The sequence below is a fragment of the Pseudomonas paraeruginosa PA7 genome (genome assembly GCF_000017205.1).
GTDB classification, from domain to species: Bacteria; Pseudomonadota; Gammaproteobacteria; order Pseudomonadales; family Pseudomonadaceae; genus Pseudomonas; species Pseudomonas paraeruginosa.
Genome location: NC_009656.1, coordinates 2,303,126 through 2,317,933, shown reverse-complemented (window position 1 = coordinate 2,317,933; position 14,808 = coordinate 2,303,126). Strand labels below are relative to the sequence as shown.

Sequence of the window (14,808 nt, the reverse complement as noted above, 5' to 3'; positions counted from 1 at the left end):
AAGAAAACGGAGACGCCCATGTCACTGCACGGCAAGACCCTGTTCATCACCGGCGCCAGCCGCGGCATCGGCCGAGAGATAGCCCTGCGCGCCGCGCGCGACGGCGCCAACCTGGTGATCGCGGCGAAGAGCGCCGAACCGCATCCGAAGCTGGAAGGCACCATCTTCAGCGTCGCCGCCGAGGTCGAGGCCGCCGGTGGCCAGGCCCTGCCGCTGCAACTCGACGTGCGCGACGAACAGGCCGTGGCGGCGGCCATGGCCCGCGCCGCCGAACGTTTCGGCGGGATCGATGCGCTGGTCAACAACGCCGGGGCGATCCGCCTGGTCGGGGTGGAGAAGCTCGAACCCAGGCGCTTCGACCTGATGTACCAGATCAACACCCGCGCGGTGCTGGTCTGCAGCCAGGCTGCCCTGCCCTACCTGCGCGAAAGCGCCAACGGCCATATCCTCAGCCTCTCGCCGCCGATCAACCTGGCCGGCAAGTGGTTCGCCCAATACGGTCCCTATACGGTCACCAAGTACGGCATGAGCATGCTCACCCTGGGTATGCACGAGGAGTTCGGGAAGTACGCCATCAGCGTCAACGCGCTATGGCCGAAGACCATGATCGCCACCGCCGCCATCGAGTTCGAGCTGGGCAGCCGTGACGCCTTCCGCCGCGCACGCACCCCGGCGATCATGGCCGACGCCGCGCATGCCATTCTTACCAGCGAGGGGCGCAGCCTCAGCGGGCGCCTGCTGGTCGACGAGGAATTGCTGCGCGAACGCGGCCAGACCGATTTCGAGCAGTATCGCTACGACCCCGAGGGTGGCGCGCTGGTGCCCGACCTGTTCCTCGACTGAGGTCTTCGACGAAAGGCGCGCGGCGCTCTGCGGCGGGCTTCGGGAATATTTGCCGAAGTGCCCCGGAGCGACCGCGCAACGGTCATAGCCGGGGCGGCGACTGCGGTCTAGAGTCGCGGGAGCGTCCCTACGCCCCGCACAACAACGACAAAGCGCGAGAGCCATGACCCACGCCGACCTGATCACCTTCAACCGTTTCGTTGCCCGCCTGCCCGCCATCTTCGGCCGCGTCCCGCGCATGCTGCGCGGCCTGTACTACACCGCGATCCGCAACCGCGAGAAGAGCCTGTCCCTGGGCTGGGCGCTGGAGCGCGCGGCACGCCTGTACCCGGACAACCCGGCGGTGCTCGACGGCCAGCGGCGAATCAGCTATGCCCTGTTCAACGGCTGGGCCAACCGCCTGGCGCGCGCCTTCAAGGCCGAGGGCGTAGGCCACGGCAGCGTGGTCGCGGTGATGCTGGAGAACCGCGTCGAGCTGCTGGCGATCCTCGCCGCGCTGGCCAAGCTCGGCGCCGTCGGCGCGCTGGTCAACACCACCCAGCGCGGCAAGGTCCTGGTGCACAGCCTGAACCTGGTGAAGCCCGGTCACTTCGTGGTCGGCGAGGAACTGCGCGAAGTGTTCGAGGAAGTCCGCCAGGACGTGCTCGGCAACGCCGGCCACTGTTACTGGGTCGACGACGGCGACACCCTCGGCGATCCCGGCTCGCCGCCGATGGGCTGGCGCAACCTGATGCGCCTGGCCCAGGGACAGACCTCGGAAAACCTCGAGGATACCGGCAGGGTGCGGCTCAAGGATTCCTGCTTCTACATCTACACCTCCGGCACCACCGGCCTGCCGAAGGCTTCGATCATGAGCCACGGCAAGTGGATCAAGGCCTATGGCGGCTTCGGCCATTCCGGCCTGGGTCTTGGCCGCGACGACGTGCTCTACCTGACCCTGCCCTGCTACCACAACAACGCCGTGACCGTCTGCTGGAGCGCGGCGCTGGCCGGCGGCGCGGCCATGGCCCTGCGCCGCAAGTTCTCCGCCAGCGCTTTCTGGAAAGACGTACAGCACTACCGGGCGACCTGCTTCGGCTACATCGGCGAGCTCTGCCGCTACCTGCTGAACCAGCCGCCGTGCGCCGAGGAACGCGACAACAGCCTGACCTGCATGATCGGCAACGGCCTGCGCCCGTCGATCTGGGCCGAGTTCAAGCAACGCTTCGAGATCCAGCGGATCACCGAGTTCTACGCTTCCAGCGAAGGCAACATCGGCTTCACCAATGTGTTCAATTTCGACAATACCGTGGGTTTCTCCCCGGCCACCTACGCCATTGTCCGCTACGACCTGGAGAACGACCGCCCGGTACGCGACGCCAGGGGCTTCATGGAAAAGGTCGGCAAGGGCGAGGTCGGCCTGCTGATCAGCGAGATCAGCGCGAAGTGGCCGTTCGACGGCTACACCGACCCGGCCAAGAGCGAGGCGGTGATCCTCCGCGACGTGTTCAAGAAGGGCGACGCCTGGTTCAACACCGGCGACCTGATGCGCGACATCGGCTTCAAGCACACCCAGTTCGTCGACCGCCTCGGCGACACTTTCCGCTGGAAGGGCGAGAACGTATCCACCACCGAGGTGGAGAACGCCCTCGGCGCCTTCGACGGAGTCGAGGACGCGGTGGTCTACGGCGTGGAGATTCCCGGCACCAACGGTCGCTGCGGGATGGCCGCGCTACGCCTGGGCGATGGCACCGAGCTGGACCGCGACGCCCTCGCCGCGCACCTCGACCGCGAGCTGCCGGCCTATGCCGTGCCGGTGTTCCTGCGCCTGCTGCGCGAGGTCGAGACCACCGGTACCTTCAAGTACAAGAAGACCGACCTCAAGCGCGACGCCTACGACCCCTCCCGGGTGCAGGAGCCGCTGTTCGTCCGCCTGCCCGGCAGCGCCACCTACCAGCCGCTGGAGGCGGAGCTGTACCAGGCGTTGCAGGCGCAGCGCTATCGCTTCTGAGCGCCCCTACTGGCGGAACTCGAACTGCAACTCGGCCCCTTCCAGGGGCCGTGATACGCCCAGTTCGCGGTCGCGATAGAGCAACTGGCCGTTGAGGCGGAAATCGCTGTCGTCCTTTTCCTCGAACATCGGCGGCAGCAGCGGCTTGGGCTTGTGCGTCTCGTCCGCCCCCGGCGGCGCCATCTTCTGCACCAGTTCCTTCGGCAGGCGCAGGTCCAGGCTGGCGCTCGGCAGCGGCTTGCGCACCTCGGGATCGAGACGGGTGTTGGAAGCGCGCTTCGCCGGCGCCGGCTTGTCCTTGGCGACCGCCTTGCTGGCCGGCTTCTGTGGCGCAGCCGCCGGCTTCGGCTTGGCCGGCGGCTTGGGCTCGGCGACCTGCCCAGCGCTCGGCGCGGCCTTCTTCGGAGCTGTTTCCGGCTCGACAGGCGCGGCAGGTGGCGGCTCCGGTGGTGGAGGCTGCACTGGCTGCACCGGAGCGCGCTGCTCCTGCAACGGTGCTTCCGGGGCTTTCTTTTCCGGCGCCTTGGAGCCGTCATCGCAGGCCGCCAGGAAGCAACCGGAAAGAACAACGACGCAAATTCGGCACAAAAGACGTTTCATAGTCACGCAGGTATGGCCAACTGCGGCAATGCTGACGGCAGACTGCAACCAAGGCAAGGGTTCGCTATCGTCATCCTGGCACTCCCTCCATTGTTCGCACCATGCCTAACCTGCCATGGGCGGATAACCGCTTGATGTCAGCCCGCGATACCTCGCGGCGGCGCGGGTCATGGCCGTCCTGGCTGTTTGCGGGCGCTCGCGGCCATCGTCGCGAGCCGTTCCAGGCGCTCCACCAGGTTCTCCCCCGGGAAACGCTTCTGCAGCTCGGCCAGCTGGGTCGCGGCCTGCTCCGCCTTGCCCTGCTCACGCAGGGCAAGGACGGCCCTGAGCGCCTCGTCGAGCACTTCCGGCTTCACCGCAACCGCCTTGCCCCTGGCCTGGGCAACGAAATCGCCGGCCAGCTCCGCCTGCACCTTCGCCTGCTGCGCGGCCTGGGCCGGCGGCCGGTCGGCCAGGGCAGCCGGAGCCGGCGGCGCGGCCTCGGCCATCAGTTGCGGCGCTTCCCCTGACGAAGCGTAGCTGGCCAGCAAGGCCGGGGGTTCCGCCATCTCGCCGGGCAGCGGAGCCGGCGCCGCCGGTGCGCGCATGACCCGCTTCGCGGCGCCGGCCCCGGCGACTCCGTCGCGCAGGGGCACATCGCTGAACGCCACTTCGGGACGAGCCTGGCGCTCGGCGTCGTCAAGCACGTTGCGGCTGACCAGCCCCAGCACCAGCGCCACGCCCAGCAGGCTGGCGAAAGCCGCCTGCCAGCGCGGCCTGCGGGTGGCCTCCAGCCAGCGCCGCCACCAGGACCGGGCGGGTTCGGCATGCGCCGCCTGGCGTCGCGCGGCGGCGAGGATCGCCTGGTCCAGCGCCGGCGCCGGCTGCTGCGGCGCGTGGGCGCGGAAATGCGCCAGCATCTGCTCTTCGGCGACGCTCGCGGAATGCTTCTGTGGGTTCATACCGCCACCTCCTCGGCCAGCAGCCGGCGCAGCTTCTGCACCGCGTAGCGGAACCGGCTCTTCACCGTCTCCAGCGGCGACTGGGTGAGCGTGGCGATCTCGGCCAGTTCCAGTTCGCCGTGGGCGCGCATCAGGAATACTTCGCGCTGCTCCTCGGGCAGGGTCTGCAGCGCGCTCTGCAAGCGCTCGCCGTCGCGGCTCAGGCTGAGCTGCTGCTCGGGGCCGGCGCCCTGGTCGGGTTGCGCGTGCAACTGTTCGTCGTAGCTGTCCTGCAACGGCTGGCGCTGGCCATGCTTGCGCCAGTGATCGATCAGGCGGTTGCGGGCGATCTGGTAGAGCCAGGTGCGGAAGCTCGCCCGGCCCTGCGGCTGGCTCTGGCTGCGGATCAGGCTGAGCCAGGTTTCCTGGTAGATCTCGTCGGCCAGCTCGGCCTGTCCGGCGAGACCGCAGAGAAATCGGTAGAGACCCTGCCGGTGGCGCTGGTAGAGCACCTCGAAGGCCGCGCTGTCGCCCTTGCGGTAACGCGCCAGCAGCGTTTCGTCGCTGCCGGCGGCGGCCGTGGCGCTGGTGGAGGCATGCATGCCGCTGGTCGACTCCTGTCCTGTATCAAAGGCGACCGAGAGCAGGCTCATCGGCCACATCCTTCGCGGCGCGCATCGGCGGCGCCGCGAAACGCCCGGACCGTCGCCAGAAGCGCGGCCGGAGCGGCTATCGGTAGACATTTTCCAGCACCGGACAGTTCGGCGTAAGCGCCGGTCCGGATGGAAGCCGGGAAAAACATCGAGACGACCTCGTCGTGCGGCGGAGAATATCCGCTGAGACGAAGCTGTCGAGGGATTCGGGTCAACCCTCGGGAAAATTCTTCGCGGGCTGCCGCGGGGCGCCCCTCAACCGAGGGAGCGCCTGGCGCTCAGGCGGCGATCAGGCCTTCCTGGCAAAGCTGTCCGGCGAGCATGCCGAGGGTCATGATCGCCCGCTCCGCCTCGCGGTTCCAGGGGATCCCGCAGGTCAGCCGCAGGCAGTTGTTGAACTGCTCGGTGTTGCTGAAGATCAGCCCCGGGGCGATGCTGATGCCCTGCTCCAGCGCCCGCACGTGTAGTTCCTTGGTGTTGACCTTGGCCGGCAGGCTGACCCAGAGGATGAAGCCGCCCTTGGGCCGGGTCATCTGCGTCCCTTCCGGGAAGTACTGCTGCACCGCCAGCTGGTAGGCGGTCATGTTCTTCCGGTACTCCTGGCGGATGTAGCGCAGGTGGCGGTCGTAGCCGCCGTTCTCCAGGTAGGCGGCGACGCCCATCTGGGTCACGGTACAGGCCGAGTGGGTGGTGAAGGTCTGCAGGCGGCGGATCTCCTCCTGGTAGCGTTCGGCGATGATCCAGCCGATGCGCACGCCAGGCGAGATGGTCTTGGAGAAGCTCGAGCAGTAGATCACCCGGCCGTCGCGGTCGTGGGACTTGAGCGAGCGCGCCTGGCCCTGGTCGAACATCAGCTCGCCGTAGATGTCGTCCTCGACCACGCCGATGTTGTGCTCGGCGGTCAGCTTGAGCAGTTGCTTCTGGCGATCCTCGGGAATCGTCCCGCCGAAGGGATTGCTCAGTCGCGCGGTCAGCACCAGCGCCTTGATCGACCACTGGTTGGCCGCCAGTTGCAGCGCCTCCAGGCTGATCCCGGTACGCGGGTCGCTGGGGATCTCGATGACCTTCAGGCCCAGCACGTCGGCCAGTTGCAGCAGGCCGTAGTAGCTCGGTGACTCGGTGGCGATCAGGTCGCCAGGACGGGTCAGTACCCGCAGGGCCATGTGGATGGCGTCCACGCAGCCGTGGGTGATGGTCACCTGCGACGGATCGACCACCACGCCGGCGTCGCGCATGCGGATCGCCACCTGCCGCCGCAGCGGCTCGAAACCGGGGCTGAACATGTAGCTGAACGCCCGCGGGCTCTGGAAGCGGGTGACCTTGGCCAGTTGCTGGTGCAAGGCGCGCACCGGCAGGTAGTCCACGTGCGGCACCGCCGCGCCGAGCGGGAACACCCCCTCGCGGCGAGACTCGGCGAGCACCTGGTTGATGATGCTGCTACGGGTGACCAGGCCGGGACGCTCGACCCGCGCGATGTCCGGGGTCGGCGCGGTCAGCGCCGGGGTGCGGTGGACATAGAAGCCGGACTGCGGACGGGCGCGGATCAGGCCCTGGTCCTCGAGGGTGGCGTAGGCCTGCAGCACGGTGGCGTGGCTGACGTTCAGCTGGGTGCTGAGCTTGCGCACCGACGGCACCCGCTCGCCCGGCTGGTAGACGCCACGGCGGATGTCCTCGGCCAACTGCTGGGCGATGCGTTGGTAGAGCAGCAGATTGGTCATGGCGGGAATTCCTCGGCGATTGAACCGAAACAGTAGCTCAATTCATGTAACTGCTCCAGAACAGTTGGACCGGAAACCCCGCATACAGTCGCAAAACTGTACGGGTCGGTCGCGGGAACGATGGGTTGCCGCTGAAAAGAAAACCCGGGCGGTCGCCACCGGCCGGGCGCGGGCGGGAAGCGACCCCGCCAAGAGCCGCCTTGGGGAACGGCTTGGGGAAACCTCAGAAGCGCAAGGCGTCCGGCGCCGCGCGCTCGCCGGTCGACGCTTGCCAGGCGAAGGGACTTGCCGCGAGGCCGAGGTCACCGAACAGGCGGAAGTCCGGAAGCTCGGCGGGCTGGCGCGAGACCGGGGAAAAATCCTCGAGAGCCAGGCGGGTGACGAAGATCCGGGTCTCCACCTGCAGCGCCAGCAGGCTGACGCGTTCCGGCGTCGGGCAATCCGCCTCGCCGCAGGACGCCGTAGAGGCGGCCAGCAGCAGTTCCTGGCGGCGGGCTTCGGGAACCGCGCGGAGTTCGGCGGCGAACGACGGCTGGCACAGGCTCAGCAGCAACGGCAGGATGAAACGGGTAAGGCGGAACGGGCGGCTCATGCGGACTCCTGGACGGCAGCGGGGAACTCCCGCGGGCTGTAAAGGATTGTTCCGCAACTGCCGGTCGAGATGTTTCGAACCCGGTCAGCAGAGTTCGTGAAGCCAGTTCAGCACGCCCAGGGCGATCAGCTCGGCATCGCTGTTGAGGCCGATCTTGACCATCGCGTTCTTCTTGTGGGTGCTGATGGTGGACACGCTGCGCATGGTCCGCTGCGCGATCTCGCTGACCGTGTCGCCCCGCGCCAGGCGACGGAGGATATCGATCTCGGTGGGGCTCAGCGGCTTGCCGGCGTGTCGTTGCGGCTGTAGGCCGGGGTCGAGGAAGGTCTGTCCGAGCGCCATGCATTCCAGCGCGCTCTGCAGGGTGTCCAGGGGGCTGCGCTTGCTGATGTAGGCCGAGGCGCCGCTGCGCAGCACCGCCTTGGCCAGCAGCGGCGCGCTGAATATCGAATAGACCATCACCTTCAGTTGCGGGCAACGCCGGGTCAGCCATTCCACCAGGTGGATGCCATCGCGGCTGCGCTGCCCGGGCAGGCCCAGCTCGGTGATCAGGATGCAGTCCGGCGGCAGCTCGGCCAACCGCGCCAGCAGGCTGTCGCTGTCGCCGACCACCGCCAGCACCTGGCGTCCGCACGCTTCGTCCAGGTAACGCTGCAGGGCCCACTGCATGACCGGGAGGGAGTCGGCGATCACCACGCCGGGCCGGGTTTCGTTCGAACTCATTGCGCCTCTCTACTCGTTATAACGAAATACAAGGTGCTTATGCTGCCCTGATTGGTGCTCGAACTATTTCGATCCCGATGATAACGCCGCTTTCCCGCGCCGCAGGGAGGAACAACCAGCCGCGACGCCGCGGCAGACGAAAAAGCCCCGGTCCTCGCGGTACCGGGGCTTTCCCGAGCCGGGCATGGCTCAGCGCGGCGCGCTGAGCTGGCCCTTGTCGTTGGAGAAGACGATCTCCACCCGGCGGTTCTGCGCCCGTCCGCGATTGGACGCGTTGTCGGTGACCGGGAAGGCCTCGCCATAGCCGGCCACCTGCATGCGCGCGGGATCCACGCCGAGATCGGCGAGCACGTCGGCCACCGCCTGGGCGCGCGCGCGGGACAGGTCGAGGTTGGCCTGCCGGTCGCCGACGCTGTCGGTGTAGCCTTCGATGCGGATCACCCGCCGCGGGTTGAGCTGGAGGAACTGCACCAGCTTCAGCGCGGTGCGGTTGGCCGCCGGCTTGAGCTCGGCGCGGTTGAAGTCGAACAGTACGTCGCCAAGGGTCAGTACCAGGCCGCGCTCGGTTTCCTCGGTGCTGAGGCTGGCGATTTCCTCGCTCAGGCGCTGGCCCTGTTCCTGCACGCTGAGCAGCTTGGCTTCGCGCAGGGCCAGTTGCAGGCGCTCGCGCTCCAGTTGCAGGCGGACCAGGCGCTCCTGGTTGAGATTGAGCTGCGCATGCTGGCGGGCGATCTCGCTGTAGCGCTGGCTCAGGTAGGCGTACTGGATCACGTCGCTACTGCTGCCCCAATAGCTGGACAGGCGCTCGGCACGGGCCAGCGACTCGCCGGCGCGGATCACGTCCTTGGGCGCCGCGCGCAGCACATCGGAATCTTCCTTGACCTGGTCGAACTCGCTCTGCGCCTTGGCCAGCGACTGTTCGCTGAGCTTGTGGTCGGCGCAGCCGGCCAGCGCGGCGCAGGCCAGCAGGGTGGCGAGGAGCGTGGTTTTCCCCGACATCAGTGGACCTCCCCCAGTTGCCTGCGCAGGCGCTTCAGGCTCTTGTCCAGCTCGCCGAGCTGGTCCTTGCTCTTCTGCGTCAGCACCTTGGACTCGGCGAGACGCGCGTCCAGCTCGGCCTGCTCGGCCAGCAGCCGGGCCTTCTTGTAGGATTCCGCGGTCAGCGCGATCTGCGCCGCGGCGTACTTGTCCTGGGCCAGCTTCAGCTCGGCCACGTCATCGGTGGCGCCGACCGCCTCGGCCTGCTTGAGGGCCTGCTCGGTCAGGCGCATCTGCTCCAGCGGAGCCGGGTCGTTGCTCGCACAACCGCTCAGGGTCAGCGCGGCGAGGCCTGCGGCCATCATCCATCGAATGCTCACAAGTCACTTTCCTGCGTTGTCGGACGGGCGCCGGAAGCCGGCAATTGCTGGGCTTTCCAGCGTTCGAGATTGTCCTGCAAGAGCGTTACGGGAACGCCGGCAGCCGACAATTCTGTCATCTTTTTCGCCAGTTGTCCGCGCAGCCACGGATCGTTGCAGGCGGAGTTGTGCGACAGCGCCAGGTACAGCCCCTCGCTGCTCAGCACCGGCTCCAGCGCCTGCAGGTCGTCGGCCATGCCCAGCGCCTCGACCTGGGCCTGCCCGGGCAGCGCCTGGTAGAGGAGGAACTCGCTGCGCTTGAGCATCAGGTCCTGCAGGCCCTGGGTCAGGCTCGGCACCGGTTTCAGGTCGAGGCTGGCCCTGGCGAAGCGGTCGAACTCCTCGCCCAGGCTGCCGCCGGCCAGCACGCTGCCCTTGTGCCCGATCAGATCGTCGCGGCCGATGAATGGAAACGCGGCGTCCCTGTTCACCCAGGCCACCCCGCTGGTCATCAGGAACGGCGGATGCACGTAGTCCATGCTGCCGAGCCGGGCCAGGGTCAGGTAGGCCCCGGCGAGCAGGTCGGCGCGACCGCTGGTCACCTCTTCCTGGGCCTTCTCCCAGGAGCCGCCGTAGAGCACGTCGATGCGCACCCCGAGTTCCTTGCCCAGGCGCTGCAACAGGTCGGCGTTGGCGCCGATCAGGCGCTGCGGGTCCTGCGGGTCGCGCCACAGGTAGGGTGGGTATTCCGGGTTGCCGGTGGCCACCAGGCGCTCGCAGGAGCCGGCCGCCGCGGCCAGCCCCGGAACGAACAGCGCCGCCAGCAGGATGCCGGCCAGGCGGCGCGGGGAACAGCGAAAGGACATGGATTCAGGCTCCGCGGTACAGGGATGCGCGCAGCAGTCTGCCACATTTCCGCGCGCGCTCCCGCCCCGCTATTGCGATGGGTACCAGCGCGGCGTGTAGACCCAGGCCTCGCCGTCGGCGCGGGGGAAGCTGCAGGTGGTGGACGAGCCGACGATCACCAGGGTGCGCATGTCCACCTGCTCTACGCGCAGTTCGCCCAGGGTGGTGCGCAGCAGGCGCTCGCCGGGCCGGCCGATGTCGCGGCCGAGCACCACCAGGGTCTGCGGCGCACGATGGCGGGCGACGATCTCCAGCGCCCGTCCCAGTTGCCAGGGCCGCGCACGCGAGATCGGGTTGTAGAAAGCCATCGCCAGGTCGGCGGCGGCGGCCAGGTCGAGGCGCCGTTCGATCACCTCCCAGGGCTTGAGGTTGTCCGACAGCGACAGCAGGCAGAAATCGTGGCCCAGCGGCGCCCCGGCCCTGGCCGCGGTGGCCAGGGCCGCCGAGACGCCAGGGAAGATGCGCAGCTCGACCGCGTCCCAGGCCGGCTCGCCGGCGCCATGCAGGGCTTCCAGCACCGCGGCGGCCATGGCGAACACGCCGGGATCGCCGGACGACACCACCACCACCGCCCTGCCCGTCGCCGCCAGTTCGAAGGCGTGCCGGGCGCGCTGCAGTTCTTCGCGGTTGTCGCTGCCGTGCAGCACCTGGCCGGCGCGGAACGGCCCGGCCATGTCGACATAGGTCTGGTAGCCGAGGATGTCCTCGGCCTCGTCCAGCGTCTGGCGCGCCGCCGGCACCATCAGCTCGGCGCAGCCGGGACCGAGGCCGATCACCGTGAGCCGGCCGCGGCGCTGGCCGATGCCGTCCATCGCCAAGGGCGCGGCGGCCAGCGCCAGTCGGCCGCCGACCTGTTCGGCGGCGGGCAAGGCGCGACGCAGGCGCGCGGCGGGGTCGGCTTCGGCGAGGAAGCGCAGCGGCACGCCGAGCGCTTCGGCGGCGGCCCGCAGACGCGGATCGGCCATCCGCGCGCTGTCGGCCAGCAGCCCACCCAGCGCCGCCTCGGCCAGCCCGGCGGCGGCCAGCGCCTGGCGCACCGCGTCCGCCGCCGCGTCGGCGGGTTCGAGCGCCGCCAGCACGCAGCGCGGATGGATCAGCAGTTCCTCGGTGCGCGGCGCCCGGGCGGATGGAGTCACGTGAATCGCCAGCGTCGCCGCCGGGTCGCGCGGCAAACGGGCCGCGTCGAGCCAGCCGGCGACGCCCTCGACGCGCACCGGCTGGCCGCCGAGCAAGTCGGCAACGAAGCGCTTGCCCTGCTCCAGGTCGGCCAGGACATAGCCGGCGGGCGGGTTGAGCACGCAGGTGCCGAAGCGCAGTTCGCCGCTGGTGGTGATCGCCGGCGCCACGTCCAGCGCCTCGCCGATCTCCCGCGCCAGCCGGTTGACCCCGGCCAGCCCGCCGAGCAGCGGCACCACCGCGCTGCCGTCCTCGGCAACGGCCAGCACCGGCGGCTCCGCGCCCTTGCGTTGCAACAACGGCGCCAGGCTGCGGATGACGATGCCGGCGGCGCACAGGGCGACGATCGGCCGGTCGGCGCAATACAGTTCGCGCAGGGTGTCGCCGAAGTCCGTATAGGAACGGTCGGCCTCGACCCGCCCGGCGAGCCCGTGGACCAGCGCCCCGGGGTAGCGCGCCTGGACCCGCCGCGCGGTGGCCAGCGCGCCCTGGCCGAGGATGACGATGGCTGGCGCCTGGAGAATCTCACTCACCGCCCGCTCCTCCCTGCCACTTGTCGCCGGGCACGACGATCAGCGAGAAATACGGCGAGGCCATCGGCTCCACCTGTTCCAGCGGCACGATCCGCTGGTTGGCCATGGTCGCCCGCTCGACGTACAGCGCGCGGCGCTCGAGGCCAAGCTCGACCAGCACGCGGCGGACCTTGTCGAAATTGCGTCCGAGCTTCATCACCACCGCCGCGTCGGCGTCCGCCAGGCGCCGGCGCAACTCCTCCTCCGGCAACACCCCGGAGAGCACCGAGAGACTCTGGTTGCGGTACACCAGCGGCGCGCCGAGCACCGCCGCGCCGCCGAGCATCGAGCAGACGCCCGGCACCACCTCGCTGTCGTAGCGCGCCGCCAGGCGGTCATGGAGATACATGTAGGAGCCGTAGAAGAACGGGTCGCCCTCGCAGATCACCGCGACGTCGCGGCCGGCGTCCAGGTGCACGGCCAGTTGCTCGGCGGCGGTGTCGTAGAAGTCGCTGATGATGGTCTCGTAGCACAACGGCGGTTCCAGCTTCTCGGTGGTCACCGGATAGACCAGCGGCAGCCGCAGCTGGGCCTCGTCCAGATGCGCCTCGATGATGCCGAAGGCGTTGCCTTTCTTGCCCCTGGCCACGAAGTAGCCGACCACGGGCGCCGCGCGCAGCAGGCGCAGGGCCTTGAGAGTGATCAGTTCGGGATCGCCGGGGCCGACGCCCAGGCCCAGCAGGCGGCCTTTGCCATGACTCATCATTCGCGCTCCGTGGCCAGGGCGTTCACCGCCGCCGCGGCCATGGCGCTGCCGCCACGCCGGCCACGGACGATCACGTAGGGCACGCCACGGCTGTCGGCGGCGAGCATCTCCTTGGACTCCGCGGCGCCGACGAAGCCGACCGGGAAGCCCAGGATCAATGCCGGCTTGGGCGCGCCGGCGTCGAGCATTTCCAGCAGGTAGAACAGCGCGGTGGGCGCGTTGCCGATCACCACCACGCTGCCCTCCAGGTGCTCGCGCCAATGTTCCAGGGCCACCGCCGAGCGGGTGTTGCCGCGTTCCACGGCAAGCGCCGCGACGTCCGGCTCGTTGAGGGTGCAGATCACCCGGTTGTCGGCGGGCAGCCGCGAGCGGGTCACGCCCTCGGCGACCATCCGCGCGTCGCAGAGGATCGCCGCGCCGGCGGCCAGCGCGGCGCGTCCGGCGGCGCCGGCGCCCGGCGAAAAGCGCAGGTCGTCGACCACGTCGACCATGCCGCAGGCGTGGATCACCCGCACCGCGAGCTTTTCCAGATCGGCCGGGATGCCGGCGAGGTTCGCTTCGGCGCGGATGGTGGCGAACGACTGGCGATAGATCGCCTGGCCATCGCGGATGTAGTCAATCATGCGGAATTTCCGGAGGTGGGCTGGGAAGGCAGGGCCGCCAGGTAGTCGGCGGCCGTGGCGAAAGTCAGGCGGCTGGCCAGCAACTGGCCGAATCCGGGGTGGCGCGGATCGCGCCGGTACAGGTCGTAGAAACCGCCGTCGCGCGCCAGCAGGGTCAGCGGCGCACGGTGGGCGGCGGCGCAGGACCGTTCGCAGCCGCACAGGTGCAGTTGCGCCAGGTCGCTGCGCGGACCGAGGCGTTCGGCCATTCGCAGGGCGTCGCCCTTGGTGTCGGCCAGGCCCCTGGCGCAGGCGCTGGAACCGCTGCAGGCGATCAGCCGCGCCAACGGCGCGTCGGGCTCGCTCACCAGGCCGAGCCGGCGCAGGCCATGCAGCGCCTGGTCGGCCTCGGCGCGGGGCAGGTTCGGCAGCAGCACACCCTGCCAGGGCGTCAGGTGCAGGCTGCCGTCGCCGTGGCGTTCGACCAGTTCGGCGAGGCCTTCCAGGCCGGCAGCGTCGAGCCGGCCGAGCGGAGCCACCGCGCCGACCATCGCCAGGCCAGGCTGGCGTTGCGGCTGGACGCCGAGATGACTCCACGGACGCCCCGGCGAACGCCGCCAGGCCGCCACCCGCTCGTCGCGGCACAGGGGGAACTCCAGGCGCGCCTGCAAGGCCTCCAGCAAGGGCTCCCCGGCCAGGTCCTGCACCAGATGGCGCATCCGCGTCTGGTGCGGCTGGGCGCGCTCGAGGAACAGGTCGAGCAGCGCCAGCACCAGGGCCTCGCCGCGTTCAGCCGGCAACGCCGCCAGGGGCCGGTCGTGGGCCGGACAGCCGGCGAGGCCGAAGACCAGCGTCGCGGTCGACGCGCCGGGCATCGGCGAGAGCCAGATGTCATGGGGATGTTCGAGCATCGCCAGGTCTTCGCCGCCGTCCAGCTGGATGGCGAACTTGGCCGACAGCGCGTGGTAGCGGCTGTCCGCCTGGAGCCGCAGCAAAAGCCGCGCGGCCAGCGGGCGTACATCCAGCGACAGGTGCGGATCGAGCCCGGCGGCCGGGCTGAGCATCAGGTTGCGCACGTCGTCGGCGCCGGCCAGGGCGCCATGCCGGGGACCGAGGCCGGCGTCCAGCAGGCGGCGGACAAGCCGCTCTTCCTCGCCGCGCCGCACGCCGCGCAGTTGCAGGTTGGACCGATTGGTCGCCTCGATCACGCCGCTGGCGCAATCCCGCGCCGCGGCCGCCACGGCGCGCGCCTGGACGGCTTCCAGGCGGCCGGCGTCGAGCTTGATGCGACAGATGCCGCCGTCCAGCGCCTGGACGATGCGCAGCAGGCCCGGACAGGGCGACGGACGGGGTACGGGCAGGGGCACCGGGGTCTGGTCGTCGTTCAAAACGCTACTCGAGTCGACGTCGCGGCGACCGGACCGCTGTCCCCAGGGACAGACCACGGCATCGGTACACCCCGCCCGATGT

Annotated in this window: 15 protein-coding genes; 2 read left to right on the top strand and 13 right to left on the bottom strand. The window is 69.6% G+C overall.

The features are described from left to right. The first annotated feature begins 18 nt into the window (after positions 1-18). A complete protein-coding gene (locus tag PSPA7_RS10825) occupies positions 19-843 on the top strand; it encodes an SDR family oxidoreductase (RefSeq protein ID WP_012075225.1) in 825 nt (274 codons plus the stop codon). Between the two features lie 163 nt (positions 844-1,006). Continuing rightward, entirely contained in the window at positions 1,007-2,833 is a 1,827-nt protein-coding gene (locus PSPA7_RS10820) for a long-chain-acyl-CoA synthetase (protein ID WP_012075224.1), read from the top strand. A 6-nt stretch (positions 2,834-2,839) separates the two neighbouring features. Here PSPA7_RS10820 and PSPA7_RS10815 read toward each other — a convergent pair whose 3' ends face one another. The 13 genes from PSPA7_RS10815 to cobG form a co-directional block, all read right to left on the bottom strand. Beyond that, the gene (locus tag PSPA7_RS10815) at positions 2,840-3,295 is read right to left on the bottom strand and encodes a hypothetical protein (protein WP_049792075.1); all 456 of its coding nucleotides are present in this window, start codon (positions 3,293-3,295) and stop codon (positions 2,840-2,842) included. A gap of 305 nt (positions 3,296-3,600) precedes the next feature. Next, on the bottom strand, positions 3,601-4,374 hold the full coding sequence (sbrR, locus tag PSPA7_RS10810; RefSeq protein ID WP_012075222.1) for an anti-sigma factor SbrR: 774 nt from the start codon (positions 4,372-4,374) through the stop codon (positions 3,601-3,603). Then, positions 4,371-4,955 (bottom strand): ECF family RNA polymerase sigma factor SbrI, encoded by a 585-nt coding sequence (gene sbrI, locus PSPA7_RS10805; RefSeq protein WP_034078707.1) that lies wholly within the window; start codon positions 4,953-4,955, stop codon positions 4,371-4,373. The genes sbrR and sbrI overlap by 4 nt, the downstream gene beginning before the upstream one ends. A gap of 329 nt (positions 4,956-5,284) precedes the next feature. Continuing rightward, the gene (locus PSPA7_RS10800) at positions 5,285-6,724 is read right to left on the bottom strand and encodes an aminotransferase-like domain-containing protein (RefSeq protein WP_003091003.1); all 1,440 of its coding nucleotides are present in this window, start codon (positions 6,722-6,724) and stop codon (positions 5,285-5,287) included. A 223-nt stretch (positions 6,725-6,947) separates the two neighbouring features. Further along, positions 6,948-7,316 carry a hypothetical protein gene (locus tag PSPA7_RS10795; protein WP_003157867.1) on the bottom strand — a complete coding sequence of 123 codons (369 nt, stop codon included), beginning with the start codon at positions 7,314-7,316 and terminating at the stop codon, positions 6,948-6,950. An 84-nt stretch (positions 7,317-7,400) separates the two neighbouring features. After that, entirely contained in the window at positions 7,401-8,039 is a 639-nt protein-coding gene (locus PSPA7_RS10790; RefSeq protein ID WP_003157868.1) for a response regulator, read from the bottom strand. A gap of 189 nt (positions 8,040-8,228) precedes the next feature. Beyond that, positions 8,229-9,038, bottom strand: coding sequence for an OmpA family protein (locus PSPA7_RS10785; RefSeq protein WP_012075220.1), 810 nt, complete (start codon positions 9,036-9,038; stop codon positions 8,229-8,231). Next, positions 9,038-9,397: a DUF4398 domain-containing protein gene (locus tag PSPA7_RS10780; protein WP_003157870.1), complete on the bottom strand. Its 360-nt coding sequence runs from the start codon at positions 9,395-9,397 to the stop codon at positions 9,038-9,040. Before PSPA7_RS10780 ends, PSPA7_RS10785 begins: the two co-directional genes overlap by 1 nt. Continuing rightward, positions 9,394-10,242 (bottom strand): substrate-binding periplasmic protein, encoded by an 849-nt coding sequence (locus PSPA7_RS10775; protein WP_012075219.1) that lies wholly within the window; start codon positions 10,240-10,242, stop codon positions 9,394-9,396. The genes PSPA7_RS10780 and PSPA7_RS10775 overlap by 4 nt, the downstream gene beginning before the upstream one ends. Before the next feature lie 69 nt (positions 10,243-10,311). Next, positions 10,312-11,991: a precorrin-3B C(17)-methyltransferase gene (gene cobJ, locus PSPA7_RS10770; protein ID WP_012075218.1), complete on the bottom strand. Its 1,680-nt coding sequence runs from the start codon at positions 11,989-11,991 to the stop codon at positions 10,312-10,314. Continuing rightward, positions 11,984-12,736: a precorrin-2 C(20)-methyltransferase gene (locus PSPA7_RS10765; RefSeq protein WP_012075217.1), complete on the bottom strand. Its 753-nt coding sequence runs from the start codon at positions 12,734-12,736 to the stop codon at positions 11,984-11,986. Before PSPA7_RS10765 ends, cobJ begins: the two co-directional genes overlap by 8 nt. Then, positions 12,733-13,359, bottom strand: coding sequence for a precorrin-8X methylmutase (locus PSPA7_RS10760; RefSeq protein WP_012075216.1), 627 nt, complete (start codon positions 13,357-13,359; stop codon positions 12,733-12,735). Before PSPA7_RS10760 ends, PSPA7_RS10765 begins: the two co-directional genes overlap by 4 nt. Beyond that, positions 13,356-14,726: a precorrin-3B synthase gene (gene cobG / locus PSPA7_RS10755; protein ID WP_012075215.1), complete on the bottom strand. Its 1,371-nt coding sequence runs from the start codon at positions 14,724-14,726 to the stop codon at positions 13,356-13,358. Before cobG ends, PSPA7_RS10760 begins: the two co-directional genes overlap by 4 nt. Positions 14,727-14,808: the final 82 nt, after the last annotated feature.

Bases quoted from the DNA above. Each gene is read 5' to 3' on its own strand.
- PSPA7_RS10825 (WP_012075225.1), top strand. From the start codon at position 19: ATGTCACTGCACGGCAAGACCCTGTTCATCACCGGCGCCAGCCGCGGC.
- PSPA7_RS10820 (WP_012075224.1), top strand. From the start codon at position 1,007: ATGACCCACGCCGACCTGATCACCTTCAACCGTTTCGTTGCCCGCCTG.
- sbrR (WP_012075222.1), bottom strand. From the start codon at position 4,374: ATGAACCCACAGAAGCATTCCGCGAGCGTCGCCGAAGAGCAGATGCTG.
- sbrI (WP_034078707.1), bottom strand. From the start codon at position 4,955: ATGCATGCCTCCACCAGCGCCACGGCCGCCGCCGGCAGCGACGAAACG.
- PSPA7_RS10800 (WP_003091003.1), bottom strand. From the start codon at position 6,724: ATGACCAATCTGCTGCTCTACCAACGCATCGCCCAGCAGTTGGCCGAG.
- PSPA7_RS10795 (WP_003157867.1), bottom strand. From the start codon at position 7,316: ATGAGCCGCCCGTTCCGCCTTACCCGTTTCATCCTGCCGTTGCTGCTG.
- PSPA7_RS10790 (WP_003157868.1), bottom strand. From the start codon at position 8,039: ATGAGTTCGAACGAAACCCGGCCCGGCGTGGTGATCGCCGACTCCCTC.
- PSPA7_RS10785 (WP_012075220.1), bottom strand. From the start codon at position 9,038: ATGTCGGGGAAAACCACGCTCCTCGCCACCCTGCTGGCCTGCGCCGCG.
- PSPA7_RS10775 (WP_012075219.1), bottom strand. From the start codon at position 10,242: ATGTCCTTTCGCTGTTCCCCGCGCCGCCTGGCCGGCATCCTGCTGGCG.
- PSPA7_RS10765 (WP_012075217.1), bottom strand. From the start codon at position 12,736: ATGATGAGTCATGGCAAAGGCCGCCTGCTGGGCCTGGGCGTCGGCCCC.
- PSPA7_RS10760 (WP_012075216.1), bottom strand. From the start codon at position 13,359: ATGATTGACTACATCCGCGATGGCCAGGCGATCTATCGCCAGTCGTTC.